Genomic DNA, 25,382 nt, shown 5'->3' with positions numbered 1-25,382 from the left:
CGCACGTCGACAGGGAGCCAGCATGTACGCCGATCCAGCCACCGTCCGGAAGATCCTCACGGAGTCCGGGGACACCTGGGCCGTCGTCGGACTGTCGTCCAACCGGGCGCGGGCCGCGTACGGGGTCGCCGAGGTCCTGCAACGCTTCGGTAAGCGCGTCGTGCCCGTGCACCCGAAGGCCGAGACGGTCCACGGCGAGCAGGGCTACCCCACGCTCGACGCGATCCCCTTCCCCGTCGACGTGGTCGACGTCTTCGTCAACAGCGACCTCGCGGGCCCCGTCGCCGACGAGGCCGCCGCCATCGGCGCCAAGGCCGTCTGGTTCCAGCTCGGCGTCATCGACGAGGCGGCGTACGAGCGCACCCGCGCGGCCGGCCTGGACATGGTCATGGACCGGTGCCCGGCGATCGAGATTCCGCGGCTCGGCTGAGCGCGCACGGGCCGGGAGCGGCGCGTCAGTGCGCGAAGCGCTCGGGGTCCCCGTCGAACGAAGCGAAATACGCCGCCGCCATGTCCTCCTCCCCGTGCCCCGATTCCGCGGCGCGGGTCAGGCGGGCCTCGCTCGCTTCGGCGATGTCGAGGCGGACGCCGTGGCGGCGGGCCGCCTCGACGATGAGGCGGGCGTCCTTGACGGCGGTGTCCACCGCGAACTGGGCGGGGGTGAGCCGGTCCTCCAGGACGAGACCCGCCTTGAGGCGCAGGTAGGGCAGGTCGAGGCCGCCGCCCTCGATGGCGTCGAAGAAGTCCTGCGGGTCCACGCCGAGGGCCTTGGACAGGGCGAGGACCTCGCCGGCCGCGTTGGTGGCGGCCAGTACCCAACTGTTGGCGACCAGTTTGAGGCGGGTCGCGGAGCCCGCGGCGCCGTCCTCGCCGGTCCATACGGTACGGGAGCCGACGGCGTCGAGGACGGGCGTGACGGCGCCGCGGTACGCGCTCGGGCCCGCGGCGAGCACCAGCAGTTGCCCGGCTTCGGCGGGCTGGCGGGTGCCCAGGACCGGCGCGTCGAAGAGGACCAGGTCGTGGGCGGTGGCGAAGTCGGCGAGGTCGCCGAGCGCGTCGAGGCCCGCGGTGGTCGACTGGAGCCACGCGGTGCCCGGCCGCAGGCCCTCGGCGGCCCGGCGCATGACATCCAGGGCGGCGGGGCCGTCGTACAGCATCGTCAGGACGACGTCGGCGTCCGCGACGGCCTCGGCCGGTGTGTCGGTGACGTGCACGCCGTCGGCGGTCAGCGGTTCGGCCTTGGCGCGGCTGCGGTTCCAGGCGCGGACGGTGTGGCCGGCCCGCGCGATGTTCCTGGCCATCGCCGCGCCCATGATCCCGGTGCCCAGGACGCTGACGGTCAACTGGTCGCTCATGCCTCGTCCACTCTCTCTCGTCGGCTGCTGCCCGAGCTTAGGGCCTGACCTCGGCGATCCATGGGTGCGCCCCACGGCCCAAAAGCCGCGGGGCGCGTGGACGCGGACCGGTCAGGGGGTCACGTCCGTGACCTTCCACCGCTGGTTCGCCCCGGAGTTGGGCTGGTAGGTGGTGACGGCGGCACCGTCGGCCGTGGCCTGTCCGCCCACTTCGAGGAGTTTTCCGGTCCCGGCGTTGACGAGGGTGTAGGTGCCGTCGCCGGTGGTGGAGAGGATCCATCGCGCGGACGCGTCCCGCGGCCCGGTGTCCGCCTCGGCGACGGGGACGCCGTCGCGGACGGCGAGCCGCTTGCCGCTGCCCGCGCCGGTGAACACGTACTGCTTGCGGTTGGCCGCGTCCTTGCCGCCGCTGATCCGCCGCACCTGCCAGCGCTGACCGGCGTCGGACGCGCCGGCCCTGATGACGAGCCTGCCGCTGTCGTCGGCGACCGTGAGGTCCTTGCCGCTCTGCACGCCCGTCAGCTCGTACGTGCGGCCCTCGCGCGGCGTCGCCGCGTCCTTCGCCGTGCCGGACACCCCGTCGACCACGAACGAGGTCACGGACTGCGCGGGCACGGTGCAGGTGGCCTTCTTCGCCGTGACCGGGACGGCGGTGTGCCGTTCCAGTTTGCCGTCGGCGCTGGTCACGACCGGGGTGACGGTGGCGCCCCGGCCGATCTTCGTGAATTTCGACAGGTCGAGGGTGACCGTACGGGCCTCGCTCGTCCGGTTGACGTGGACGACCGTGGCGCCCTTGCCGTCGCGTGAGACCGCCGCGGCGCTGCCGGTGTCGTCCGTCTTGATCAGGCGGTCGCCGGGCCGGATGTAGTGCGTGAAGTTGCGGGCCGTGTCGTACTTCGTGTTCGTGCGGACCGGGCAGCTCTCCAGGGTGTCCTTCGCGGTGCAGCTGAAGGGGAGCTGGATCTCGCCCCAGTTGCCGCCCTTCGCGGACTCGCCGCCGGGCCTCATGTTGTCGTAGTCCTCGACGGGCTGCCAGAACACCCAGGCGGTGGGTTCCAGTTCGCGCAGGTCGTCGACCATCTGCTGGGCGAGGCCGAGGCCGGGCCGCATGTCGGTGAAGGACTGGCCGTCGCCCCAGTCGCCCTCGACCTCGCTCATCCACAGCGGCTTGTCGGCGGCCTTGGCGAGGTCGCGGACCGTGGTGCGGCCCCCGGTTCCGTAGGTGTGGACGTTCATCTGTCCGACGAGGCTCTTCACGTCGGCCGGGTAGCTGTTCCAGTTCGTCGCGAAGAGGCCCGGGTTCGTCTCGTCCATGGCGGCGATCCTCGCGCCCGTCCCGGCCTTCTTCAGGGCCGGTGCGAGGGCCTTGATGACTTTCCGCTGGAGCTCCGGGCCTATGTGGGCGCCTTCCTGCCGCCCGCCGGTCGGCTCGCCGTCCGCTCCCAGCTTGGTGCCCCAGTAACCGGTGTTGGGCTCGTTGAACGGGTCGACGGTGTCGACCTTGATGCCTGCCGCCTTCTCCAGGCGCTCGGTGGCACCGGCGACGTACGCGGCGAAGTCGTCGACCGAGTCGGCTTTGAGCTGGTCCTTGTTCGCGTCGAAGTTGCCGGAGACGTAGCCGCTCTCCGTCATGAAGTACGGCGGGGAGTTGCTGAACGTCTCCCAGTGGTCGATGTCGTCCTTGATGCGCTCCACCCACCAGCGCTGGGTGGCGTCGGCGTCCGGGTTCCAGTCCGCCGGGTCGTCCGCGCTCCACCAGTCGGTGTCGTGCCGGGTGGTGCCTGCGGGCGCCTTCCACCAGCCCTCGACGGCGCCGCCCGCCCTCAGGTAGTCCTTGACGTCGGGGGCGTTGCCGCCGCCGATGTTGTAGCGGGCGATGTTCAGGGCAAGGCCGTCGTCGCCGAAGAGCAGGTCGGCGAGCTTCTCGCGGATCTCCTTCGGATAGCCGCCGGTGACGTTCGCGAACCAGACGAGGCTCGTGCCCCAGCCCTCGAACCGCTGCTGCTGGTACGAGGGATCGGGCGTGACCGTGACGGCCGGGGTCGCGGCGGTCACCGGCGGCGCGGTGGTCAGGGCGGCCCCGGAGACCAGGGCGGCGGTGCCGACGAGGCCGAGGAGGCGTCTTGTGCGGGTACGGCGTGCCAACGTGCTCTCCCAACGCGAGGGTGTGCGGACGGTTGGTGCTGCTGCGGTGATGCGGTTCAGGAAGCGGGCTGCCGCAGGACGGCGACCTCGCGCGGCGGCAGGACGAACCCGTCGCCCGGGTCGGGGCCGACGAGCACCTCGCCGGTGACGCCGGGCAGCGCCACCGCCTCGTCGCTCCGGTTGACGAGGAAGACATAGCGGTGGTCGGCGTCGCGGCGGACCACCGTCTCCACCGCCCCGCGCGCGTGCGCGGGGAGTTCACCGTCCACGCCTGCCGGGGCGAGCAGGTCGGGCAGCAGGGTGGTGAGGCCGTCGACGCCCAGGCGGGTGGAGACGTACGCGGCCGTGCCCCGGCCCGTGGAGCGGCGGGTGACCGCGGGACGTGCGGCGTAGCCGCCGGTGCGGTAGCGGGCCAGGACCTCGACCTCGGGCCCCGACACGTCGATCCGGTCGCTCCACAGGGTTCCGGTGGTGCCGTTGTCGAGGTCGACGGACGAGCCGTCGAGCAGCGGCCCGAACTCCTCGACGCGGATCCCGAGCAGGTCGCGCAGCGCGCCCGGGTACCCGCCGAGCCAGATGTGGTCGTTCTCGTCGACGACACCCGAGAAGTACGTGGTCACGAGGTGGCCGCCGCTCTCGACGTACCGGGTGAGCTCCTTGCCGAGCTGCTGCGGCACCACGTGCAGGACGGGCGCGATCACGACGTCGTACCGGGAGAGGTCGGTGCGGTGGGCGGGCACGACGTCGGCGCGGACGCCGAGGCGCAGCAGTGCGGAGTACCAGTCGAGGGCTTCGCGGTGGTAGTCGAGGCGGGTGGTGGGGTGGGAGTCGTGCTCGCTGGTCCACCACGAGTCCCAGTCGAACAGGACGGCGACGCGGGCGGGCTCGCGCCGGGACCCGGCGATCGGGGCGAGCGCGTCGAGGGTGCTGCCCAGCTCCGTGACGGCGCGGAAGAGTTCACTGTCGGGCCCGGCGTGCGGCACCATCGCCGAGTGGTACTTCTCGGCGCCCGCCGCGGACTGCCGCCACTGGAAGAAGCAGACAGCGTCGGCGCCGTGCGCCACGTGCAGCAGCGAGTCGCGGGCCAACTCCCCCGGCTTCTTCGGCAGGTTGACCGGCTGCCAGTTCACCGCGCTGGTGGAGTGCTCCATGAGGAACCACGGGCGGTGGCCCGCGATGCCGCTGGTGAGGTTGGCGGCGAAGGACAGCTCGTCGCGGTCCTGCGGTCCGGGGATGACGTAGTGGTCGTTGGCGACGAAGTCGACCTCGGTGGCCCAGTCGGCGTAGTCCATGCCCTTGGTGCCGCCCATCACCATGAAGTTGGTGGTGACGGGCGTGTCCGGGGTCAGTTCGCGCAGCACCGCGCGCTCGGCGAGCAGATGGTCCTTGAGCGCGTCGGACGAGAACCGTTTGAAGTCGAGCTGCTGCGTCGGGTTGGGGTGCGAGGCCGCGAGCCGCGGCGGCAGAAGCTGCTCCCAGTCGCTGTAGCGCTGGGACCAGAAGGCGGTGCCCCAGGCGTGGTTGAGGGCGTCGAGCGTGGTGTAGCGGCGGCGCAGCCAGGTGCGGAAGGCGCGGGCGGCGTCGTCGGAGTAGTCGTAGACGTTGTGGCAGCCCAGTTCGTTGTTGACGTGCCAGGCGACGAGCGCCGGGTGGTCCGCGTACCGGGTGGCCAGCTCGCGCACGAGGCGCAGGGCGTGGTCGCGGAAGACGGGTGACGTGGGCCGCCAGTGCTGGCGCGCGCCGGGCCAGAGGGTCTCGCCGGTGGCGGTCACCGGCAGGATCTCGGGGTGTGCGGTGGTGAGCCAGGGCGGCGGGGACGCGGTGGCGGTGGCCAGGTCGACGCCGATGCCGCCCGCGTGCAGCAGGTCCATGACGTCGTCGAGCCAGGTGAAGTCCCAGGTGTCGGCGGTGGGCTGGAGCCGCGCCCAGGAGAAGATCGCCAGGGAGACGACGTTGACGCCGGCCTCGCGCATCAGCCGGACGTCCTCCTCCCACACCTCCCGCGGCCACTGCTCGGGGTTGTAGTCGGCGCCGTATCCGATTCTGCGGGTGCCGTCGGTGCCCTTCGCGTAGGGGAAACGGGAGGTGAGGGGGGCGGTCATCAAGATCCTTCCAGTCATACGGAGTGGTGCGTGCGCGCCGGTCTACTGCTCGACGGTGAAGCCCTGTTCGGTGCCGTACTTGACGGAGGCGTCCTGCCACGCCTTCAGCCCGGCGCTCAGCTTCGTGCCGGAGATGTAGGCCTTGCCGACGGTGTCGTTGAAGATCGAGTTGGCGTACACCTGGTAGGGCAGGTACTTCCAGTCGGCGGGGACGTTCTTCGCGGACTCGGCGAAGATCTTGTTGGCCTTCTGGCCACCGAAGTAAGGGAACACGGTGTTCTGGAACGCCGGGGAGTCCAGGTCCTTCGTGGTCGCCGGGAACGCGCCGCTCTTGATGCGGGTCTGCACGCCCGCACCGGAGTTGGCGTACTCGACGAAGGCGTAGGCCAGTTCCTTGTTCTTGCCGAGTTCGGGCAGCGCGAGGGAGCTGCCGCCGTTCTCGCTGCTGGTGTGCGCGCCCTTGGTCCACTGCGGCATCGGGGCGGCCCGCCAGTCGCCGGACGCGCCCTTCACGCCGGAGACGAAGTTGGCGGGCATCCAGGCGCCGGTGGGCAGGGTGGCGATGGTGCCGTCGCCGAGGCCCTTGTACCAGTCGTCGCTCCAGCCGACGACCGGCGCGAGGAGCTTCTCGTCGATCAGCTTCTGCCAGGTGTCGGTGTACTTCTTGGCGCCCGCGTCGGTGAAGTCGATGCCGACCTCGGTGCCGTCGACCTTGTAGGGGTGCGCACCGGCCTGCCAGAGGAGGCTGGTGGTCAGGCCCGCGTCGCCGACGTCGCTGGTGATGTACGCCTTGGGGTTCGCCTTGTGCAGCTTGCGGCCGGCCTCGACGTACTCGTCCCAGGTCGTCGGGACGGCGATCTCGTACTTGTCGAAGACCTTCTTGTTGTAGAAGAGCGCCATCGGCCCCGAGTCCATGGGCAGGCCGTAGACGCCGTCACCGGACTTCACCGCGTTCCACGGGCCGGGCGAGTACGCGCCGGCCAGCTTGTCGGCGCCGTAGGCCTTGAGGTCGGTGACCTGTTTGGTGAGGGCGTACTGGCCGAGCGCGTAGTACTCGATCTGCGCGACGTCCGGGACGCCCTTCTTGGCCGAGATCGCGTTCGACAGGGCCTTGTACTGGTCGTTGTTGGTACCCGCGTTGACCAGCTTGACGTGGACCTTCGGGTGCGCCTTCTCGAAGTCGGCGGCGACCTGCTTCAGCGTGGGCTCCCACGCCCACACCGTGACGGTGCCGCCCTTCTTCAGCGCGGCCTCGATGTCGGCCGGGCCGACCTGCTTCCGGCCGGAGCTGTCGTCGTCGGTGCCGCCGCAGGCGGTCGCCCCGAGGGCGAGTGCGGCGAGAAGGCCTATGCCGCGCAGCAGGCGGCGGGTGTGCTTGGGCATGCGGATGCTTCCACTTCGTCGTGGTCTACGGGGTTTCTGCGGGGGTCGCTCAGCGGTGGTCCGAGGTGAATCGCGGTGCCGGCGCTACTCCTTGACGCTTCCGGCGGCGAGCCCGGACTGCCAGTGCTTCTGGAGCAGCAGGAAGGCGGCGATCAGCGGCACGATGGTGAGCAGCGAGCCGGTGACGACCAGGTTGAAGACGGCCTCGCCGCCGGCGGTCTGGGCCTGCTTGTTCCAGGCGTCGAGGCCGAGGGTCAGGGGGTACCAGTCGGGGTCCTTCAGCATGATCAGCGGCAGGAAGTAGTTGTTCCAGGTCGCGACGGTGGTGAAGAGGAGGACGGTGACGGTGCCGGGCGCGAGCAGGGGCAGCGCCACCTGGAAGAAGGTGCGCAGTTCGCCCGCGCCGTCGATGCGCGCGGCCTCCATCAGTTCGGTGGGGATCGCCTCGCTCGCGAACACCCACATCAGGTACAGCCCGAACGGTGAGATCAGCGACGGGAGGATGACGGCCCAGGGGGTGTCGGTCAGGCCCAGCTTGCTGAACATGAGGAACGTCGGGACCGCGAGCGCCGTCGTGGGGACCGCGACCGCGCCGATGACGACCGCGAACACGGCCCGCTTGCCCGGGAACCGGAACTTGGCGAGCGCGTACCCGCCGAGGACGGCCAGGAAGGTGGCGCCGCCCGCGCCCACCACGACGTACAGCAGGGTGTTGAGGAGCCAGCGGCCGAAGACGCCGTCCTGGTAGGTGAAGGTGCGGCGGATGTTGTCCCACAGGGCGAAGTCCCCGTCGAACCACAGGCCGAAGGAGTGGGCCAGCCCATCCTGCGTCTTCGTGGCGCTGATCAGCAGCCACAGCAGCGGCAGGAGGCTGTAGAGCAGCACGACCGCGGTGAGCACGGTGAGCAGGACGCTGCGTCGCGGGCGGCCCGGGCGGTGCCTTCGCGGGGTGCGCAGCCGCGGGGCGGCCGACGTCGGGGGCGTCGCGGGCCGGGGGGCGGTGGCCGTGGCGGTGGTGGCGAGAGGTCCGGTCACTGGGTCACGCTCCTTTGCGCATGCCGCGGAGCTGGACCACATAGGCGACGATCATGGTGATGACGCCCATGACGATGGCGACCGTCGCGGAGTAGTTGTGCTGCTGGCCGGAGAAGGACAGTGAGTACGTGTAGTAGTTCGGGGTGTAGTCGGTGGTGATGGCGTTCGGCGCGAGCTTCTGGAGGATCGCGGGCTCGTTGAACAACTGGAAGCTGCCGATGATCGAGAAGATCGTGGCGATGACGAGGGCGCCGCGGATCGCGGGGAGTTTGATCGCCGAGATGACCCGCCACTGGCCCGCGCCGTCGATCTCCGCGGCCTCGTAGAGGGAGTGCGGGACGACGCGCAGCGCGGAGTAGAAGATCAGCATGTTGTAGCCGACGAACTCCCAGGTCACGATGTTGCCGATGGAGGCGAGGACCAGACCGGAGGAGAGCGGGTCGGGCAGGTGCAGGCCCAGCGCGTCGTTGAGGTCGCCGACCAGGCCGAAGCGCGGGCCGTACATGAAGCCCCACATGAGGGTGGCGACGACGGCGGGCACCGCGTAGGGCAGGAAGACCGATATCCGGAAGAAGTCCTTGCCGTACAGCCGGCCGCTGTCGATGGCGAGGGCGACGAGCAGGGCGATGCCCAGCATGATCGGCACCTGGACGAGCAGGAAGAGGCCGACGCGGGCGACGCCCTCCCAGAACTGGCCGTCCTGGAGCGCCTGTCGGTAGTTGTCGAGGCCCACGAAGGTGGTGCCGCCGATGAGTCGGGTCCGGAACAGGCTCAGATAGACCGAGTACGCCAGCGGGGCCAGGAAGACCAGGGCGAAGACGAGCACGAAGGGGCCGATGAACCCCCAACCCGTCCATGAGCGGCGCGCACGGCTGGTGCGTCGCGCCGGTGGCCCGGCCGGGCGGCGGCCGGCGGCGGCCGGTGGGTCAAGCGTCGTCATCCGGTGTCCCTCGCTCGTACATCCCTCGCGGGTGGCGCTGCCGATGTTTGCGCAAACATCACGGCATGCAAGGTGCCGAGGGCTGTTATGTTTACGTAAACATTCGGTGGCGGCATGTCTACACTGCCCCGATGACGGCGGTCAAGAGTCGCCGGGGACATCGCGACACGCACGGACACGACGGACGAGGGAGACGGTGGGAGCAACGGACAGCGCCCCGGCGCAGGGTGGGGCCGCGCGCCGGGGCCGTCGTACACAGAACGCGTCGATGGCGGACGTCGCCCGGGTCGCGGGGGTCTCCTCGCAGACCGTCTCCCGCGTCTCGAACGGCTTCCCCGGGGTGAACGAGGAGACCCGGCAGCGGGTCCTCGCGGCGATGAAGGAGCTCGGCTACCGGCCCAACAGCGCGGCGCGGGCGCTGAAACGCGGTGATTTCCGCACCATCGGCGTCATCACGTTCACGCTGTCCACGACGGGCAACATGCGCACCCTGGAGGCGATCGCGACCTCGGCCGCGCACGAGGGTTACGCGGTGACGCTGCTGCCCGTCGCGGTCCCCACGCAGGACGAGGTGCGCGGCGCCTTCTCCCGCCTCGGCGAGCTGGCGGTCGACGCGGTCATCGTCATCATGGAGGTCCATCTCCTGGACTCCGCGCGGCTCTCGCTGCCGCCGCACGTGAAGGTCGTCGTCGCCGACTCCGACGCCGGGGACCGGTACGCGGTCGTCGACACGGACCAGGCGGGCGGCACCCGCGACGCCGTACGCCACCTGCTCGACCTGGGCCATGAGACGGTCTGGCACCTCGCGGGGCCGTCCGAGTCGTTCGCGGCCCAGCGCCGGACCGACGCCTGGCGCGCGGCACTTCAGGACGCGGGGCGGGTGCCGCCGCCGCTGGTGCGCGGCGACTGGTCGGCGGAGTCCGGCTACCGCGCGGGCCTGCGCCTGGCCGAACAGGCCGACTGCACCGCGGTGTTCGCGGCCAACGACCAGATGGCCCTCGGCCTGCTGCGCGCCTTGGACGAGCGCGGTCTGCGGGTCCCCGAGGACGTCTCGGTCATCGGCTTCGACGACATCCCCGACTCGGGCTCGTACCAGCCGCCGCTGACCACGGTCCACCAGGACTTCGCCGAGGTCGGCCGCCGCTGCGTGGAGAGCGCGCTGCGCCAGGTACGGCAGAGCGAGGCGGAACGGGGGACGACGCTGGTGCCCACGCGGCTGGTGGTACGGGAGAGCACGGGGCGCTCCAGACGCTGACGCCGAGCCCGTCGAGGACGACGGCGCCGGGGAGTTCCGCGAGGGCCTTGCCCCAGGCGATCGGCTTGCCGCGGCGCGAGCCGCTGCCGTTGAGGACGTACGGCAGGTCGGCGACGGCCGCGTCGAGGAGGACCGGCCAGTCGCCGGGCGGCCCGATCGGGGTGATGCCGTCGTACTCCATGCCGGTCTCCCCCACGGCGGTGTCCATCGCGGCGAACGGGGCTTTGCGGGCGCCGGGTCGGCGGCGCACGGCCCCGTTGACGTCGGCCTTGGTGGCGGACGGGACGACGCAGGCGGCGAGCGTGGTCGCGCCGCCGCGCTTGCCCGCGACGACGACGCGGTTCGCCGACCGGTCGAGCAGTTCGGGCCCGTAGTGCTCGACGGACGTGGCCGTGTCGGCCCACTCGGGGCCGGTGTCGACGTGGACCAGATCCTGCGCGGGGACCGCGCCGCTCCCGTGCCGTACGGCGTCGGCGACGGGAGGGACGAGCAGGTCGAGGGCGTCGGGGGCCGGGCGGGCGCCGTCGAAGGAGCCGAGGGGTACGCGCGTGGCGGCGCGCCGACAGCCGCCGGGGTTCTGGGCGTCTCAGCGTTCGAACGGCACCGAGACCGCCATGACCACCCGGGTCGGCACGTCGCCCTCGTTGCGGTACTCGTGCGCCACGTTGGCCTCGAAGGTGACGCTCGCCCCGGCGGGCACCCGGTGGTGGGCGCCGTCGACGACGAGGGTCAGTTCGCCCTCGGTGACGTGGAGCAGTTCCGCGGTGCCCTGGGGGTGGGGGTCGGAGGCGCTGCCGTCGCCGGGCTGGAGCAGCCAGTCCCACATCTCCAGCGGGCCCGGCGCCTCGGTCCCGGCCAGCAGCCGGTGGTAGCTGCCCGCCTCCGTGGACCACAGCCGTACCGCCTGCTCGGCGGGGACGATCCGCACCTTGGGGCCCTGTTCGTAGTCGAGCAGGGTGGTGATGCTGACGCCGAGCGCGTCGCCGATCTTCACGACGGTGCCGATGCTGGGGTTGGTGCGGGCCTGCTCGATCTGGATGAGCATGCCGCGGCTGACGCCCGCGCGGGTGGCGAGGACGTCCAGGGTGAAGCCGCGCTCGGAACGCCAGTGTTTGACGTTGCGGGCGAGCGACTGGGTCAGGAGGTCGAGATCCGACACATTCCGTCCAATATTTTGAATGACAGAGTGCAAAGTACTGAACTACGGTGTGCTGCACCAGATGTTCAGCAAACTGTACTGCGAGGTTGTCCGTGGGAGCACAGTCCGCGATGTTCGCCCTGGCCACGAGTGTCCTGTGGGGGCTGGCCGACTTCGGCGGCGGAGTGCTGACCCGGCGCACCCCGGCGCTGACGGTCGTGGTCGTCTCCCAGTCCGTCGCCGTGGTCGTGCTCGGCGCGATCGTGGCCGCCACCGGCGGCTGGAGCGAGGCGGGGCCCCGCCTCTGGTTCGCCGTCGGCGCCGGCCTGGTGGGGCCCGTGGCCATGCTCGCCTTCTACAAGGCGCTCGCGCTCGGTCCGATGGGGGTCGTCTCCCCGCTCGGGTCGGTCGGCGTCGCCGTGCCGGTCGGCGTCGGCCTCGTCCTCGGCGAGCGCCCGGGGCCGCTCCAGTTCGCGGGCATCCTCGTCGCCGTCGCGGGCGTCGTCCTGGCCGGCGGCCCCCAGTTCCGGGGCGCGCCCGTGCAGCGCCGGGCGGTGCTGCTCACCTTCCTCGCGGCGTTCGGCTTCGGCGCGGTGATGACCCTGATCGCCGCGGCGTCGACCACGCTGACCGGCCTGTTCCTTGCCCTGTTCGTGCAGCGCGTGACCAACGTGGCGGCGGGCGGCACGGCGCTGTACCTCTCGGCGCGGCGCGGCGCGCCGGTCCTGCCCGAGGAGGGCGGGGCCCGTCTCGTCCTGCTGTCCCTGCCGGCGCTCGCCTTCGTGGGGCTCGCGGACGTCGCCGCCAACGGCACGTACGCGGTGGCCGCCCAGCACGGCCCGGTGACCGTCGCGGCCGTGCTCGCCTCCCTGTACCCGGTGGTCACGGCCCTCGCGGCGCGCGGCGTCCTGCGCGAGCGGCTGCGCGGCATCCAGGCGGCGGGGGCGGGACTCGCCCTGGTCGGCACGGTGCTGCTGGCGGCGGGGTGAGGGCACCCCGATCCGCCGGATCCCCCGGCGCCCCGGCGCCCCGGCGTCAGATGCGGTAGCGGCGCAGTGCCGGTGTCGCGAGGGCCAGGCCGCCCATCGCGACCACGACGAGGAGACCGCCGCCGACGACCGCGGCGCGCGGGCCGAAGGCCGAGCCCGCCGCACCGTGCAGCACGTCGGCGAGGCGGGGGCCGCCCGCGACGACGACCGTGAAGACACCCTGCATCCGGCCGCGCATCTCGTCGGTGGCCGCGGAGAGCAGGATCGCCCCGCGGAAGACCATCGAGACCATGTCCGCGACGCCTGCCACGGCCAGGAAGACCACCGCGAGCCACAGGCTGCCGCTCAGCCCGAACCCGGCGACGGCGGCGCCCCACGCCATGACCGCGCCGATCACCATCCAGCCGTGCCGCCGGGCCCGCGAGAACGTGCCGGAGAACAATCCGCCGACCACCGCCCCGATCGGGACGGCCGCGAAGAGGAGACCGAGCGCGAGCCCTTCGCCGTAGGGGGCGTACGTCTCGGCGGCGAGTTGCGGGAACAGGGCGCGGGGCATGCCGAGGACCATGGCGATGATGTCGGCGAGGAACGAGAGCAGCAGTACCTTGTGCGCGGAGATGTAGCGGAACCCGGCGGCTATCTCGCGCACACCGGCCCGGCGCTTCGTCGCGGAGTCCAGGGGCGGAAGGGCGGGCAGCCGGTGGACGGCCCACACGGTGACGCACAGGGCCAGGGCGTCGATGAGGTACAGCTCCGGCAGGCCGATGACGGGGATGAGGACACCGGCCAGGAGCGGGCCGACGACCTGTCCGGTCTGCATGACGGTCGAGCCGAGCGCGTTGGCGGCGGCCAGTTCGCCCTCGGGGACGAGCCGGGCGATGGAGGCGTTCCGCGCGGGGGCGTTGAGGCCCCAGAACGCCTGCTGCACCGCGAGCAGCACCATCAGCGCGGCCACCGAGTCGAACCCGGCGACGGCCTGCACCCAGAACAGCACCGAGGTCACGGCGATACCGCAGTTGGTGATCAGCAGCAGCTTGCGGCGGTCCATGGTGTCGGCGACCGCGCCGCCCCACAGGGCGAACACGATGAGCGGCAGCAGCCCCGCCATGCTCGCGGCGCCCACCCACGCCGAGGAGCCGGTGATGTCGTAGATCTGCTTGGGCACGGCGACCGCGGTGAGCTGGCTGCCCACCGCCGTGACGATCGTCGACGACCACAGGCGGCGGTAGGCGGGGATGCGCAGCGGCCTGGTGTCCATGACCCAGCGGCGCCGGCCGCGCCGCGGCGGTCGTGGATCCTGACCGGCGGACGCGTCCTGCGGATCGGTGCCGGTGCTGCTCTCGCTGGTGTCCACGGGCTTCCTGGTTGCTCGCTACATCTATCGGGTCCGGGGTTCACTATCGCAGCACCGCACGGGCGCTCGGAACACGGCCCTACGTCTCGTCGAGCTCCCCCAGAGCCACCAGTTGCTCGGGGGTCACCCCGGCGGGGATCGGCCGTGGGGCGGGAGTGCGCAGCGGCGGCTGCCAGCCCGCGTCGGCGTCCCAGGTCCGTACGATCCGAGCGGGCGCCCCGGCCACGACCGCGTGGTCCGGTACCTCGCCGCGCACCACGGCCCCCGCCGCGACGACCACGTTCCGCCCGATCCTGGCGCCGGGCAGGATGACGGCGCCGGTGCCGATCCAGCAGCCGGGGCCGATCTCGACCGGCTCCATCCGGGGCCACTGCTTGCCGATGGGCTCGTGCGGGTCGTCGTAGGAGTGGTTGGTGGAGGTGATGTAGACGTAGGGCCCCATGTACACGTCGCGTCCGACGGTCACGGTCGTGTCGGCGATGACATGGCTGCCGCGTCCGACGACGACTCCGTCGCCGAGCGTCAGTATCGGCTCGGGCCCCAGGTCGAGGCCGGGCATCATCCCGGCCGTCAGGGTGACCTGTTCGCCGATGATGCAGTGCTCGCCGAGGCGGATCCAGGGCTCCCCGAACACCGTCCCCTGCGGGAACGCGAGCTTCGTGCCGTGCCCGATCGCGCCGAACCGGTGGCCGCCGGGCCGCTCGGCGGTGACCGCGCCCGCGCGCTGAGCCCAGCGCCAGGCGGCCTGCACGGCGCGATGGGCGAGCGGACCCTTGGCGGACCGCCCGCCCGGCGAGAACACGTTCCACTTCATCGGCACGGCGCCACGTTACTCATCCGTACCGCCCGCCCCCACCTCGCCGGGCTGTGATCTTCACCCCACGGGTACGGTTCGCTCAGGCGCGACGACGTACGCATGACGCAGAGGGAGCGGCACCCGATGGGAAGCACTGGCCACGAGGCACTCGTCACCGGGATCGGCGGCAAGGAACCGGCGGTGGATCCGGAGGCGTTCACGGCGCCGACGTCCGTGGTGATCGGCGAGGTGACGCTGCGCGCGGGCGCGAGCCTCTGGTACGGGGCGGTACTGCGGGCCGACGCCGGGCCCATCGGGATCGGCGCCGACAGCAACGTCCAGGACAACTGCACGGTCCACGGCGACCCCGGTTTCCCGGTGTCGGTCGGCGAGCGCGTCTCGGTCGGTCACAACGCCGTGCTGCACGGCTGCACCGTGGAGGACGACTGCCTCATCGGCATGGGCGCGACGGTGCTCAACGGCGCGGTGATCGGCGCGGGTTCCCTGGTCGCGGCGCAGGCGCTGGTTCCCCAGGGCATGGTGGTCCCGCCCGGTTCCCTGGTGGCGGGCGTCCCCGCCAAGGTCAGGCGCGAACTGACCCAGGAGGAGCGCGAGGGCATCACCCTCAACGGCACCCTGTACGTGGAACTGGCCAAGGCGCACCGAGCGGCCCACGACGACTGACCGGGGCGGGAGGCGGCGGGGTCACTCCCCGGCGGCCACGGGCTCCGGTTCGGCCTCGGCCGCGACCTTCGCCGCCCGCCGCTTCATGTACAGCATCGTCCCGAGCCCGAACAGGACGGCCGCGCCGAGACCCACGTACGAGAACCGCTTCAGCCAGTCCTCGGCGACGATCCCCAGGTAGTAGATGACGGCGGTCGTCCCGCCGGCCCAGACCACGCCGCCGAGGAAGTTGGCGGTGAGGAACTTCCAGTACGGCATGTGCAGCACACCCGCGAGCGGCCCGGCGAAGATGCGGAGCAGCGCGATGAACCGGCCGATGAAGACGGCCCACATGCCCCACTTCTCGAAGGACCGCTCCGCCGTGGCGATGTGGGCCGGTCCGAAGTGCCTGGGGAACTTGCGCCCCAGCTTGGCGAGGAGCGGTCGGCCGCCCTTGCGTCCGATCGCGTACCCGATGGAGTCGCCGACGACGGCGCCCGCGGTGGCGCAGATCCCGAGGACGACCGGGTTGACGTCACCGTTCTGCGAGGACAGCAGCGCGGCCGAGACGAGGACGATCTCCCCGGGCAGCGGGATGCCCAGGCTCTCGAAGCCGATGACCCCCGCCACCAAGGCATAGATGGCGACTGCCGGAATCGTGTCGAGCCATTCCTGGACGTGCAACGCCGTCGCCTCCCGTACCCAAAAATCCGTGTGCCCGGCGTGCGCTCCCCCTGATTGCCGCGCACGCCGGGCAGCCTACCTGCCCCTGTCTGCCTCCTAGGACGCCGCCGAGTCCCACAAGGTGCAGTGGTGGTCCCGGTGAATCGTCGGGGAGAGCGTGATCCCGCCCACGGAGGCGGTCCGCAGCGACAGCGTCCGCCCGGGCGCGACCCGCTGGTCCGGCATCGCGGGCGCCCCGTCGGCGCGTGGCACCGAACCCCGCACGAACGAGCCCCAGTACTGCACCATCCGCCGCGCCAGGACCCGCTGCTCCGGGTCGAGCGGCGTGACGAGCCCGAAGTGCTTGAAGAGGTACTGCACCTCGTTCACATGGGTGGCCCCGAAGTCGAAGGTCCGGCCCGCCTCCCTGATCGACGCGAACGGCGGCGAGGTGCGGTCGGCGAACTCGTAGGCGTGGACCGGCAGGCCGCTGCGGGCGAGGCGCCGGTCCAGGCGCAGCGCCGGGCAGGCCATGAGCTGGTCACCGGCCGCGGCGGCATAGGCGTAGGTGGGCGAGGGATAGTCGCTCAGCGGGTAGGCGGTCAGCGCCCGTGCCCCGGCCTCCGGCCCGAACGCGTCGACGAGGGCCTTCGGGTAGGCCTCGGCGGTGAGCGGCCTGCCCTGTCCGTCGTACGCGCCGTAGGCGAACAGGCGGCCCTCGTCCTGGTTGGCCCCGTTGAGCACGGGCACGCGCGCGGAGCGGCCCGCGGCGATGGCGGCGGCCGGTTGCTCGGGCAGGAAGGCGCCGCCGGCCACGGGCCCCCAGTCGAAGCCGCCCTGCGCCTCCAGGATCGCGCGGGCCGGTTTGCCGCGCAGGCACTCCACCACCGGCTCGGACGTGCACCCGAGCCGCGCGGCGAACGCGGCGCCGGACGCGACGGCGCTCTGCCGGGTGCGGGCCGCGCAGTCCCCGTACGCGCCGGACTCGATGATCCCGGCGCGGAACAGGCCGCGCCCCGTCGGTGAGGCGAGCTGGGTGCAGACCGAGCGACCGCCCGCGGACTCGCCCGCGACGGTGACCCGGTCCGGGTCTCCGCCGAACCGTGCGATGTCGGCGCGCACCCAGCGCAGCGCGAGTTGCTGGTCCTGGAGGCCGAAGTTGCCCGAGACCCCGTCGGACGCCTGGCGGTCGAGCCCGGCGGCGGCGAGGAAGCCCATGGCACCCAACCGGTAGTTGACGGTGACGACGACGGTGCCGGTGGCCCGGGCGAAGGTGTCGGGGACGATGTCGGCGCCCGCGCCCGCGGTGAGTCCGCCGCCGTGCAGCCAGACCATCACGGGGCGCCGGGTGGAGCCGTCGGGCGCGTACACGTTGAGATGCAGGCAGTCCTCCGTGTACGTCGGGTCCTCGTACCCGGGGTCCCAACTGGCCGTCTGCACGCAGCGATCGCCGAAGTCGGTCGCGGCGCGGACGCCGGGCCAGGGCCGCACCGGCCGTGGTTCGCGCCAGCGCAGCGCGCCGACGGGCGGCTCGGCGTAGGGGATGCCGAGGAACTGCCGTCCCTCGGGGGTGTGTCGGCCCCGCACCCAACCGGAGCGGGTGTGGACCTCGACCGCTCGGTCCGTGGCGTTCGTGGCGTCCGTGGCGTGGGTGGAGGCGGCGGGCAGCAGTCCTGTGGCCAGGGTCGCCACCACGGCGGCGAGAAGGATGCGCAGGCGGGATGGGGTCCGCATGTCAGTGGCCGCCTTTCCGGGCGCTGCCGCGCGGGACGACGAGGTCCCGGCGCAGCTTCGGTTCGCGGGCGGACGTGCCCACCCGGACGGTGCGGCGGCCGGTGCCGAGGACCAGGTCGTGGCGGTCGGTGTCCCAGGAGGAGAGCGTCTCGCGCGCGACCCGGATCGTGACCCGGCGCCGCTCCCCCGCCCGCAGGGTGAGCCGCCGGTACCCGGCGAGCACCTTGACGCACTGGTCGACGCGGAGGTCGGGGGAGGCGCCGACGTACACCTGCGGCACGGCCACCCCGGTCCGCTCCCCGGTGTTGCGCACGGTGAAGGAGACCTCCGCCTCCCGGCCGGTCCAGCGCACCGCGAGATCCGTGTACGCGAACGAGGTGTACGACAGGCCGTGCCCGAACGGGAACAGCGGCTCCACATCTCGCGCGTCGTACCAGCGGTAGCCGAGGTGGATGCCTTCCGAGTACTCCTCGACGCCGTCGACCCCGGGGTAGCGGCGCGGGTCGCCGGACATCGGGTGGGTGGACTCGGACGTCGGGAAGGTCTGGGTGAGCCGCCCACCGGGGTCGCGGTCGCCGAACAGGACGGCGGCGGTGGCGGCGGCGCCCTCCTGGCCCGGGTAGTACATCTGGAGGACCGCGGCGACGTCGTCGAGCCACGGCATGGTCGTCGCCGACGAGGTGTTGAGGACGACCGCCGTACGGGGGTTGGCCCGGGCGACGGCCGAGATCAGCTCCTCCTGGTGGCCGGGGAGCGCGAGCGAGGTACGGTCCACGCCCTCGGTGGCGTCCTCGTAGGCGAAGAGCACCACGCTGTGCGCGGCCCGTGCGGCCCGCACGGCCTCGTCGCGGTCGGCCGCCCGGGTGGCGCCCGTGACGCGGCGCAGCCGGAACGTCTGCCCGTGGTCGCCGCCCTTCGCGGTGATCCGCAGTCGGTGCGGACCTGCCGTCAGGGCGAGGGATCGGCGGCGCACCGCCAGCCCGTCGGGAGCGGCGGAGAGCAGGCCGCCGCTGAAGTACTCGCCGAAGCCGGGCAGCAAGGGGAAGAGTTCGGCGCCGTCGAGCAGGACCTCGGGCCGCTGCCCCGAGTAGTGGATGACGAAGGTCCAGTCGTCGGCCTCCGCCGCGGTGAGCGTCCCCTCGTAGGTCCAGGTCCGCCCGGCCGCGACGGTGTGCTCCTCCAGGTCGGCGGCGGGCGTGAGCGCCGTCGCGGGCAGGGGCTTGCCGAAGATGTCCTCGCCGAGCGCGTAGGTGACGCGGGCGCCGTGTCCCGCCCGGGCCCGGACGGCGTCGTACGGGCTGTCGGCGTGGTCGGGGATCACGTGGGCGCTGCCGCCGCCGCTGACGAACGGGTACCGGCCGGTCGGCCCGATGACGGCGACCGAGCGGGAGGCGGGCAGCGGCAGGACGCGGCGCGGGTTGTGCAGCAGGGTGGCCCCGGCCTCGGCGACCTCCAGGGCCACGGCGGCGCCCGCCTTCGCGTCCCGCGCGGGCCGCCGCTGCGCCTTGGCCGCCAGCAGCCCGAAGCGGTCCATGACCGAGAGGATGCGGCGGACCGCGCGGTCGACGTACGCCTCGGGCACGGTGCCGTCGCGCACGACCTTCTTCAGGGCGGTCCCGAAAGCCAGTTCGCCGGGCATCTCCATGTCGAGTCCGGCGGTGATGCCGGTGACGGTGGTGTGCGTGGCGAACCAGTCGGTCATCACCCACCCGGTGAAGTGCCAGCGGTCGCGGAGGATGTCGGTGAGCAGCGCCTTGTTCTCGCAGGCGAACGTGGTGTCGACCTTGTTGTACGCGCCCATGACCGATCCGGCGCCGGCCGCGACGGCGGCCTTGAAGCCGCGCAGTTCCAGTTCGTGCAGGGTCTGTTCGTCGGCCCGCACGTCGATCGTCATGCGGTCCTTCTCCTGGTTGTTCAGGGCGAAGTGCTTGACGGTGGCGATCAGGCCCTCGCCCTGGATGCCCTCGATCTCCTGCGCGACCACGTCGGAGGCGAGGAGCGGGTCCTCGGAGAACGTCTCGAAGTTGCGGCCCGCGTAGGGGGTGCGGATCAGGTTGACCATCGGGGACAGGAGCACGTCCTGGCCGAGCGCGCGGCCCTCGCGGCCGATGACCTGCCCGTAGCGGCGGGCGAGCGCGGGGTCGAAGGCGGACGCGAGCAGGACGGGCGCGGGCAGCGCCGTGGCATGGGCGGTGACGCGCACCCCCGCGGGGCCGTCGGCGAGGCGCAGCGGCGGGATGCCGAGGCGGGGGACGCCGGGGACGTAGCCGGCCTGGCCGAGGTCGCGTGGATCGGTGGCGCCGTGCAGGAAGGTGAGCTTCTCGTCGAGGGTGAGCCTGCGGAGCAGCGACTCGACCCGGGGCCCGGCCCCGTGGTGTGTCGCGCGCTCGTCGGCCGCTCCGGCGGGTGTGGGCAGGCCCGTGGTGGCGGCCGCGGCGACCGCGACGGCGCCCCCCAACCACCGCAGGGCCGATCTCCGGGATATGCCGTCGGGCATGGGCCTCACTCCTTCTCACGTACGCGTCGTCGCGTGCGGATGCGGAACCGAGCCGGAAAGCTATGACCGGAGGTGACTCGTGTCAATGACCGCCGCACAAAGAGGTACACGCGGACATGGGGGAAGCCCCGCCGCGGGTGCGGCGGGGCTTCCTTGACGCGCGGAGCAGTGCCCGTGGCCCCGCGGGAGGGGCCGGCGGTCAGGACCGGGTGGTCACCTCTGGGCCGGGGGCTCCTGGCCCCCGCCGAACTGGTCCTTCATCTTCTGCTGGGCCGTGTCGACCTGCCCGCTGTACTTGCCCTGGGTCTTGCCGTCCACGAAGTCACCGGCTTTGTCGACACCCTTGCCGGCCTGGTCCTCGTGGCCCTTCAACATCTGCTTGAGCTTGTCCATCACGGACATGGTCGGCCTCCTCGGTTCGAGCCGTCCCCTCCAGCATGAGCGCTGAGCGGAACCGTCGCATCCGCAGAGGCCGCGGGCGTCCGTCAGCCGTTGGGACGCAGCGTCCAGACGACGGTCATCTCGCCGGTGACCGCGCCGTCCTCCCGCCGGATCGCGATGGTGACGGGGAACTCGGGGCGCCGGCCCGCGTCCAGTTCGGCCACCACGTCCGCGGCCGGGCGGCCGAGCGTGGCCGTGGCGGTGACCCGGCCCATGGCCAGTTTCTTGTACGCGATGTCGGCGCTGACGGCCAGCGGCACGGCCCGCGAGAGCTGGTCCCCGAAGGCGGCGAGCACGATGGCGCCGCTCGCGGACTCCCCGAGCGTGAACATCGCGCCGGCGTGCGGGCCGCCGACGTGGTTGTGGTAGTCCGCCTGGTCCGGCAGTTCGACGACCGCCTTCTCCGGGGTGGTCTCGACGAAGGCGAGGTTCAGGGTGCGGGCCATCGGCACCGTGGCGGCGAGCATCTCGCCGATCGACATCTGGTCTGCGCTCATGACCGCATGTTACCCATGAGTAGCAAAGTTGGCCATCCTCGGCCCGCGGAACGGAACCGTTGCAGGTCCGGTACAAGCCAGGGGCCCCGGCGGTCCCACGACCCTCTATCGTTTACGGCCATGTGGCCAGGACAGCAGCCGCCCGGGGGCGAGCAGAACCCGCAGGACGCGCACAACCCGAACTACCCCGCCAACCCGCCGACGCCCAACCCGTACCAGCAGCCGGGGTACCAGCAGCCCAACCCGTATCAGCAACAGGGCTACCAGCAGCCGAACCCGTACCAGCAGCAGCCCGCCTGGAACGCGCCGACGACGCCGCTCGGCCCGCCGCAGCCGCCCCAGCAGGGCGGCGGGGGCAACCGCACGAAGATCGTCGCCATCGTCGCGGCGGTCGCCGTCGTGATCGCGGCCGGGGTGACCGGATTCCTGGTGCTCGGCGGCGACAAGGACGACAAGGCGAAGGACGACGACAAGAAGCCCGCCGCCTCGGCGAGCGCGTCGAGCCCTGCGAGCCCGGCGAGCCCGTCGGAGGGCACCGACGACAACCCGCGCGGCGGCGACAGCGCCGTCAAGCCGGTGATCGCGGGCTGGCAGCCGGTGGTGAACACCAAGCACAAGACGGTGTTCGACGTGCCCCCCGGCTGGGAGGTCAGCTCCGGCGGCGCGGACCAGATCATCGGCTTCGAGTACGACTACAAGAACAAGAAGGGCAAGAAGGAACACGGTATGACCACCGTGTCCGCCCCCGCCGAGTACAAGTCCAAGTGGTGCTCCGAGGACCCCGACAAGGACGGCCGCAAGGACGACACCTCCCTGGCCGGTGTCGGCACCCGCGGTGAGGACGGCGCCAAGAACGCCGCCCAGGCCGCGGAGAACCGCGTGCCCTGGTGGATCTACGGCGGGTACACCGAGCCGGACATCAAGTCGGTGAAGACCGGCAAGCCCGAGGAGTTCACCAACGCCCAGGGCGTCTCGGGCAGCCTCATCAAGGCGACCTCGGAGAACACGCCGCAGAAGGGCAAGTGCGCCAGCGACGGCAAGGCGGTCGTCTTCGCCTTCCAGAACGAGGCCGGGGACTACGTGTCCTGGGACCTGTGGGCCGCCAAGGGCGTCAAGGGCGAGCTGGACGACGCGACGATCGACAAGATCCTCGGCTCGGTCCGCTACTACAAGGACCCGACCGCTTCCTGACCGCCTCCCCGCGCGCTCCCGTGGGGAAACGGTTTGGCAAATGGGCGTGCGGCGGCCGATAGTCCCTCAGTGACCTCAGCCGCCGCCTCCCCGCCACCGCCCGCGCCCGCGCGCCCGCGCCGCCGTCCCGCGTGGGCCGGACGGAACTACACACTGCTCGCCGTCTCCGCGTTCGTCACGACGCTCGGGGCGCACGGCGCGCTCATCGCCTCCTCGTTCGCCGTGCTCGACGCGGGCGGCGACGGTGGTGACGTGGGTCTGGTGGCCGCGGCGCGCACCCTGTTCCTGGTGATCTTCCTTCTCGTCGGCGGCGCGGTCGCCGACCGGCTGCCGCGCCATCACGTGATGGTCGCGGCCAACGCCCTCAACTTCCTCTCCCAGGGCGCCTTCGCGCTCCTGGTGCTCCAGGGCGACCCGAAGCTGTGGCAGATGATGGCGCTCAGCGCCCTCGGCGGCACGGGTCAGGCGTTCTTCAATCCGGCGGCCGAGGGCATGCTGATGGCCTCGGTCTCCGGGGAGCAGGCGAGCCGCGCGTTCGCCCTGTTCCGGATGGGGATGTCCGGCGCCGCGGTGGGCGGCGCCGCGCTCGGCGGTGCGATGGTCGCGGCGCTCGGCCCCGGCTGGGTGCTCGCGGTCGACGCGGCGGCGTTCGCCGTGGCCGGGGCGCTGCGGATGTTCCTCGACGTGAGCCACATCGCGCCGCGCGAGCCGGGCGGCGGGCTGCTCGCGGACATGCGGGACGGCTGGCGGGAGGTCGTCGGGCGGCCCTGGCTGTGGGCGATCGTCGCCCAGTTCTCGGTGGTCGTCGCCGTGGTGGGTGCGGCCGAGTCGGTGTTCGGGCCGCTGGTGGCCCGCGACGAACTGGGCGGGGCGGGCCCGTGGGGCGTCGCGCTCGGCGCGTTCGGCGTCGGCACGATCCTCGGCGGGCTGCTGATGATGCGCTGGAAACCGCGGCGGCTGCTGTTCGCCGCGACGCTGTCGGTGTTCTCGCTGGCCCTGCCGTCGGCCGCGCTCGCGGTCCCCGTACCGCTCGGTGTCCTGATCGCCGTGATGTTCGTCAGCGGCGTCACCATCGAGATCTTCGGCGTCTCCTGGATCACCGCCCTGCACCAGGAGATCCCGGAGGACAAGCTGTCCCGCGTCTCGGCCTACGACTGGTTCGGCTCGGTGGCGATGGTGCCGCTGGCGACGGCGCTCGCCGGACCCGCCGAGTCGGCGTTCGGGCGCACGGCGTCGCTGTGGGGCTGCGCGGCCCTCGTCGTCCTCGCCACCTCGGCGGTCCTGTGCGTGCCGGACGTGCGCGCGCTGCGCCGCCGCCCCGCCGCCGCCGGGGTAGAGGTCCCCGCGCCGGTCGCGCCCGCCGCGCCGGAAGCGACGTCACCCCGCACCAAGGACGTCATCCCACACTGAACGAGCCGCCGGGGGGCTCGGGCGAGTCCACCGCGTCCGCGTCCGTGACGGGTCGGGCGTCGCCGACGAAGCGGCGCAGCCCGTCCCCGTGCTCGACCCGCGCCGGGAACGCGTCGCGGGCGGTGCGGCGGGCCAGCTCCGCCACGTCGAGCTCGCCGCGCGACGCGAGGAGCACGGCGTTGCCGAACCGCCGGCCGCGCAGCACCCCGGGCTCCGCGATCAGGGCGACGTGCGCGAAGACACTGGCGAAGGTGGCCAGTTGGGAGCGGAGGAAGGCGAACGGCGCCCCGTCCGCGAGGTTCGCCGCGTAGCGACCGCCCGGGCGCAGCACCCGGTCCGCCTCGCGCGCGTACGCCTCCGTCGTCAGGTGCGCGGGGACCCGTGATCCGCCGAACACGTCGGCCACGAGGACGTCGGCGCAGTTCTCCGGCGCGTTCTCCAGCCACTGGCGCGCGTCGGCCCCGTGCACGGTGATGTCCGCGGCGGGCGGCAACGGCAGGTGCTCGGCGACCAGGGCCGACAGCGCGCGGTCCGCGTCGACGACGTGCTGCCGGGACCCGGGGCGCGTCGCCTCGACGTAGCGGGGCAGCGTCAGGGCGCCCCCGCCCAGGTGGAGCACGTCGAGCGGCTGCCCGGGCGGCGCCGCGCAGTCGAGCACGTGCCCGAGCCTGCGGGCGTACTCGAACTCCAGGTGCGCGGGGTCGTCGAGGTCGACGTAGGACTGGGGCGCCCCGTCCACGGTGAGCAGCCAGGCCCGTCGCCGGTCGACGTCGGGCAGGAGCCGGGCGGTGCCGTGGTCCACGGCGCGGACGACGGGTATCGGCTCGGGGTCGGGTGCGTTCACGTGCCCCATTGTGCCGGGCACGCGGGTCCCGCTCCCCCGGCGCGTGGTCTCTAGCCGCTCCCCCAGGTCCGCCGTACCTGCGCGACGTGCGCCGCGGCCTGTTCGCGTCCGGCCCGGGCGGCGGGCGCCCGGCACGACGGGTCGAGGCTGTTGCCGCCGAAGGCGCGGCGCGCGGCGCGGTCCGGGGTGAGGAGGGTGACCCGGGCGCCGGCCGCGGCGAGCCGGGCGACCTGGGTGCGGGCCGCGTGCAGGACTCCGGCGCCCGCCGCGACGGGAGCGAGGACGACGACCCGGTCATGGCCCTCGGCGAGCTGGGCGTTGGCCGGGGAACGCATGCCGCCGTCGATCCAACGGGCGCCGTCGATCGTGACCGGGGGCCAGACGCCGGGCACGGCGCAGCTCGCGGCGACGGCGTCGACGATCCCGACGCCGCAGCTCCCGTCGAAGACCCTGAACTCCCCGGTGCGGGCCTGGACGGCGGTGATCAGGAGGCGCCGGTCGGGCCACGCGTGCGACAGGAGCCGGCCCGCGATCACGGCGCGCCGGGTCGCCTCGTCGGGGGTGGAGGCGGCCAGGGCCATCTTCCCGAGCCTGCGCCCGTACGCCTCGATGGTGCGGGAGGTGAGCGCGGCGCGCGCGTAGCGGAAGAGGGTGCCCGGACCGAGCGTCCCGGCCTTCTCCCCCTCGGGGGCGGCGAGTTGACGTTCGTAGAGCGCTGTGTGGGTGAGGCGGCCCGAGGTCAGTTGCGCGCCCACGACCGCGCCGGCCGACGTGCCGATCACGGTGTCGGCGTCCCCCAGGTCGACGCCCGCCTCGGCGAGGCCGTGCAGGATGCCGCAGCTCCAGCCGATGCCGGCGAGTCCGCCGCCGCCGAGTACAAGCGCCTTGCCCGCCACCGCGACCTCCGTCGGGTCCGTCCGTCCCGTCCGTGGCCAGTGTGGCGTACGCGG

At 72.6% G+C, this 25,382-nt stretch carries 22 protein-coding genes and 1 pseudogene; 6 read left to right on the top strand and 17 right to left on the bottom strand.

The genetic code is table 11. The annotated features are described in order from the left end of the window. Nucleotides 1-22 precede the first annotated feature (22 nt). Nucleotides 23-430 carry a CoA-binding protein gene (locus ACIRF8_RS34620; protein WP_404221654.1) on the top strand — a complete coding sequence of 136 codons (408 nt, stop codon included), beginning with the start codon at nucleotides 23-25 and terminating at the stop codon, nucleotides 428-430. Between the two features lie 25 nt (nucleotides 431-455). Here the strand turns inward: ACIRF8_RS34620 and ACIRF8_RS34615 are convergent, their stop codons facing one another. The 6 genes from ACIRF8_RS34615 to ACIRF8_RS34590 all read right to left on the bottom strand — a co-directional run bounded on the left by ACIRF8_RS34615 (nucleotide 456) and on the right by ACIRF8_RS34590 (nucleotide 8,960). After that, entirely contained in the window at nucleotides 456-1,355 is a 900-nt protein-coding gene (locus tag ACIRF8_RS34615; RefSeq protein WP_404221652.1) for an NAD(P)-dependent oxidoreductase, read from the bottom strand. 111 nt (nucleotides 1,356-1,466) lie between these two features. Then, on the bottom strand, nucleotides 1,467-3,500 hold the full coding sequence (locus tag ACIRF8_RS34610; RefSeq protein WP_404221650.1) for an RICIN domain-containing protein: 2,034 nt from the start codon (nucleotides 3,498-3,500) through the stop codon (nucleotides 1,467-1,469). Nucleotides 3,501-3,556: 56 nt separating this feature from the next. Further along, nucleotides 3,557-5,602, bottom strand: coding sequence for a beta-galactosidase (locus ACIRF8_RS34605; RefSeq protein WP_404221647.1), 2,046 nt, complete (start codon nucleotides 5,600-5,602; stop codon nucleotides 3,557-3,559). Between the two features lie 42 nt (nucleotides 5,603-5,644). Then, nucleotides 5,645-6,985 carry an ABC transporter substrate-binding protein gene (locus ACIRF8_RS34600; RefSeq protein WP_404221645.1) on the bottom strand — a complete coding sequence of 447 codons (1,341 nt, stop codon included), beginning with the start codon at nucleotides 6,983-6,985 and terminating at the stop codon, nucleotides 5,645-5,647. An 84-nt stretch (nucleotides 6,986-7,069) separates the two neighbouring features. Next, nucleotides 7,070-8,020, bottom strand: coding sequence for a carbohydrate ABC transporter permease (locus ACIRF8_RS34595; protein ID WP_404221643.1), 951 nt, complete (start codon nucleotides 8,018-8,020; stop codon nucleotides 7,070-7,072). Between the two features lie 4 nt (nucleotides 8,021-8,024). After that, nucleotides 8,025-8,960 (bottom strand): carbohydrate ABC transporter permease, encoded by a 936-nt coding sequence (locus ACIRF8_RS34590; RefSeq protein ID WP_404221641.1) that lies wholly within the window; start codon nucleotides 8,958-8,960, stop codon nucleotides 8,025-8,027. 268 nt (nucleotides 8,961-9,228) lie between these two features. Here ACIRF8_RS34590 and ACIRF8_RS34585 point away from each other — a divergent pair, with 268 nt between their 5' ends. Further along, the gene (locus tag ACIRF8_RS34585; RefSeq protein WP_404221639.1) at nucleotides 9,229-10,215 is read left to right on the top strand and encodes a LacI family DNA-binding transcriptional regulator; all 987 of its coding nucleotides are present in this window, start codon (nucleotides 9,229-9,231) and stop codon (nucleotides 10,213-10,215) included. Here the strand turns inward: ACIRF8_RS34585 and ACIRF8_RS34580 are convergent. Both ACIRF8_RS34580 and ACIRF8_RS34575 read right to left on the bottom strand, forming a co-directional pair. Continuing rightward, nucleotides 10,211-10,708 (bottom strand): annotated as a pseudogene (locus ACIRF8_RS34580) (YbaK/EbsC family protein); the annotation flags it as partial. The gene ACIRF8_RS34585 and the pseudogene ACIRF8_RS34580 overlap by 5 nt on opposite strands. Before the next feature lie 93 nt (nucleotides 10,709-10,801). After that, nucleotides 10,802-11,374, bottom strand: a complete 573-nt coding sequence (locus ACIRF8_RS34575; protein ID WP_404221637.1) for a helix-turn-helix domain-containing protein — start codon at nucleotides 11,372-11,374, stop codon at nucleotides 10,802-10,804. A gap of 110 nt (nucleotides 11,375-11,484) precedes the next feature. Here ACIRF8_RS34575 and ACIRF8_RS34570 point away from each other — a divergent pair, with 110 nt between their 5' ends. Then, a complete protein-coding gene (locus ACIRF8_RS34570) occupies nucleotides 11,485-12,342 on the top strand; it encodes an EamA family transporter (RefSeq protein WP_404221776.1) in 858 nt (285 codons plus the stop codon). A 46-nt stretch (nucleotides 12,343-12,388) separates the two neighbouring features. On the opposite strand, the gene ACIRF8_RS34565 is transcribed toward ACIRF8_RS34570, so the two are convergent. Then, nucleotides 12,389-13,696, bottom strand: a complete 1,308-nt coding sequence (locus ACIRF8_RS34565; protein ID WP_404221635.1) for an MFS transporter — start codon at nucleotides 13,694-13,696, stop codon at nucleotides 12,389-12,391. A gap of 79 nt (nucleotides 13,697-13,775) precedes the next feature. Continuing rightward, a complete protein-coding gene (locus ACIRF8_RS34560; RefSeq protein WP_404221774.1) occupies nucleotides 13,776-14,510 on the bottom strand; it encodes an acyltransferase in 735 nt (244 codons plus the stop codon). Between the two features lie 126 nt (nucleotides 14,511-14,636). Between ACIRF8_RS34560 and ACIRF8_RS34555 the strand changes: the two genes are divergently transcribed. Further along, complete coding sequence (locus ACIRF8_RS34555) at nucleotides 14,637-15,176, top strand: gamma carbonic anhydrase family protein (protein WP_404221633.1); 540 nt, start codon at nucleotides 14,637-14,639, stop codon at nucleotides 15,174-15,176. A gap of 21 nt (nucleotides 15,177-15,197) precedes the next feature. Here the strand turns inward: ACIRF8_RS34555 and ACIRF8_RS34550 are convergent, their stop codons facing one another. The 5 genes from ACIRF8_RS34550 to ACIRF8_RS34530 all read right to left on the bottom strand — a co-directional run bounded on the left by ACIRF8_RS34550 (nucleotide 15,198) and on the right by ACIRF8_RS34530 (nucleotide 20,987). Continuing rightward, nucleotides 15,198-15,839, bottom strand: coding sequence for a DedA family protein (locus ACIRF8_RS34550; protein ID WP_404221631.1), 642 nt, complete (start codon nucleotides 15,837-15,839; stop codon nucleotides 15,198-15,200). 96 nt (nucleotides 15,840-15,935) lie between these two features. Further along, nucleotides 15,936-17,552: a carboxylesterase/lipase family protein gene (locus tag ACIRF8_RS34545; protein ID WP_404221628.1), complete on the bottom strand. Its 1,617-nt coding sequence runs from the start codon at nucleotides 17,550-17,552 to the stop codon at nucleotides 15,936-15,938. Between the two features lies 1 nt (nucleotide 17,553). Then, the gene (locus ACIRF8_RS34540) at nucleotides 17,554-20,049 is read right to left on the bottom strand and encodes a beta-glucosidase (RefSeq protein WP_404221626.1); all 2,496 of its coding nucleotides are present in this window, start codon (nucleotides 20,047-20,049) and stop codon (nucleotides 17,554-17,556) included. Nucleotides 20,050-20,262: 213 nt separating this feature from the next. Continuing rightward, nucleotides 20,263-20,451: an antitoxin gene (locus ACIRF8_RS34535; RefSeq protein WP_404221624.1), complete on the bottom strand. Its 189-nt coding sequence runs from the start codon at nucleotides 20,449-20,451 to the stop codon at nucleotides 20,263-20,265. 83 nt (nucleotides 20,452-20,534) lie between these two features. Further along, nucleotides 20,535-20,987, bottom strand: coding sequence for a DUF4442 domain-containing protein (locus tag ACIRF8_RS34530; RefSeq protein ID WP_404221622.1), 453 nt, complete (start codon nucleotides 20,985-20,987; stop codon nucleotides 20,535-20,537). Between the two features lie 120 nt (nucleotides 20,988-21,107). Here ACIRF8_RS34530 and ACIRF8_RS34525 point away from each other — a divergent pair, with 120 nt between their 5' ends. Both ACIRF8_RS34525 and ACIRF8_RS34520 read left to right on the top strand, forming a co-directional pair. Further along, nucleotides 21,108-22,178, top strand: a complete 1,071-nt coding sequence (locus ACIRF8_RS34525; protein WP_404221619.1) for a hypothetical protein — start codon at nucleotides 21,108-21,110, stop codon at nucleotides 22,176-22,178. 69 nt (nucleotides 22,179-22,247) lie between these two features. Continuing rightward, complete coding sequence (locus ACIRF8_RS34520) at nucleotides 22,248-23,588, top strand: MFS transporter (RefSeq protein WP_404221617.1); 1,341 nt, start codon at nucleotides 22,248-22,250, stop codon at nucleotides 23,586-23,588. Here ACIRF8_RS34520 and ACIRF8_RS34515 read toward each other — a convergent pair. Together ACIRF8_RS34515 and ACIRF8_RS34510 are read right to left on the bottom strand one after the other, a co-directional pair. Next, nucleotides 23,575-24,441: a spermidine synthase gene (locus tag ACIRF8_RS34515; protein WP_404221772.1), complete on the bottom strand. Its 867-nt coding sequence runs from the start codon at nucleotides 24,439-24,441 to the stop codon at nucleotides 23,575-23,577. The genes ACIRF8_RS34520 and ACIRF8_RS34515 overlap by 14 nt on opposite strands. 41 nt (nucleotides 24,442-24,482) lie before the next feature. Further along, nucleotides 24,483-25,328 (bottom strand): patatin-like phospholipase family protein, encoded by an 846-nt coding sequence (locus ACIRF8_RS34510; RefSeq protein WP_404221615.1) that lies wholly within the window; start codon nucleotides 25,326-25,328, stop codon nucleotides 24,483-24,485. Between the last annotated feature and the right edge of the window lie 54 nt (nucleotides 25,329-25,382).

Origin of the sequence: Streptomyces sp. NPDC102406, from assembly GCF_044765725.1 — a bacterium.
Taxonomy (GTDB): Bacteria; Actinomycetota; Actinomycetes; order Streptomycetales; family Streptomycetaceae; genus Streptomyces.
The sequence above is the reverse complement of the archived record's forward strand: the minus strand, read 5'-3'. Positions and strand labels throughout refer to the sequence as shown.

Bases quoted from the DNA above. Each gene is read 5' to 3' on its own strand.
- ACIRF8_RS34590 (WP_404221641.1), bottom strand. From the start codon at position 8,960: ATGACGACGCTTGACCCACCGGCCGCCGCCGGCCGCCGCCCGGCCGGG.
- ACIRF8_RS34570 (WP_404221776.1), top strand. From the start codon at position 11,485: ATGTTCGCCCTGGCCACGAGTGTCCTGTGGGGGCTGGCCGACTTCGGC.
- ACIRF8_RS34545 (WP_404221628.1), bottom strand. From the start codon at position 17,552: ATGCGGACCCCATCCCGCCTGCGCATCCTTCTCGCCGCCGTGGTGGCG.
- ACIRF8_RS34560 (WP_404221774.1), bottom strand. From the start codon at position 14,510: ATGAAGTGGAACGTGTTCTCGCCGGGCGGGCGGTCCGCCAAGGGTCCG.
- ACIRF8_RS34555 (WP_404221633.1), top strand. From the start codon at position 14,637: ATGGGAAGCACTGGCCACGAGGCACTCGTCACCGGGATCGGCGGCAAG.
- ACIRF8_RS34605 (WP_404221647.1), bottom strand. From the start codon at position 5,602: ATGACCGCCCCCCTCACCTCCCGTTTCCCCTACGCGAAGGGCACCGAC.
- ACIRF8_RS34620 (WP_404221654.1), top strand. From the start codon at position 23: ATGTACGCCGATCCAGCCACCGTCCGGAAGATCCTCACGGAGTCCGGG.
- ACIRF8_RS34540 (WP_404221626.1), bottom strand. From the start codon at position 20,049: ATGCCCGACGGCATATCCCGGAGATCGGCCCTGCGGTGGTTGGGGGGC.
- ACIRF8_RS34585 (WP_404221639.1), top strand. From the start codon at position 9,229: ATGGCGGACGTCGCCCGGGTCGCGGGGGTCTCCTCGCAGACCGTCTCC.
- ACIRF8_RS34530 (WP_404221622.1), bottom strand. From the start codon at position 20,987: ATGAGCGCAGACCAGATGTCGATCGGCGAGATGCTCGCCGCCACGGTG.
- ACIRF8_RS34515 (WP_404221772.1), bottom strand. From the start codon at position 24,441: ATGGGGCACGTGAACGCACCCGACCCCGAGCCGATACCCGTCGTCCGC.
- ACIRF8_RS34600 (WP_404221645.1), bottom strand. From the start codon at position 6,985: ATGCCCAAGCACACCCGCCGCCTGCTGCGCGGCATAGGCCTTCTCGCC.
- ACIRF8_RS34525 (WP_404221619.1), top strand. From the start codon at position 21,108: ATGTGGCCAGGACAGCAGCCGCCCGGGGGCGAGCAGAACCCGCAGGAC.
- ACIRF8_RS34535 (WP_404221624.1), bottom strand. From the start codon at position 20,451: ATGTCCGTGATGGACAAGCTCAAGCAGATGTTGAAGGGCCACGAGGAC.
- ACIRF8_RS34615 (WP_404221652.1), bottom strand. From the start codon at position 1,355: ATGAGCGACCAGTTGACCGTCAGCGTCCTGGGCACCGGGATCATGGGC.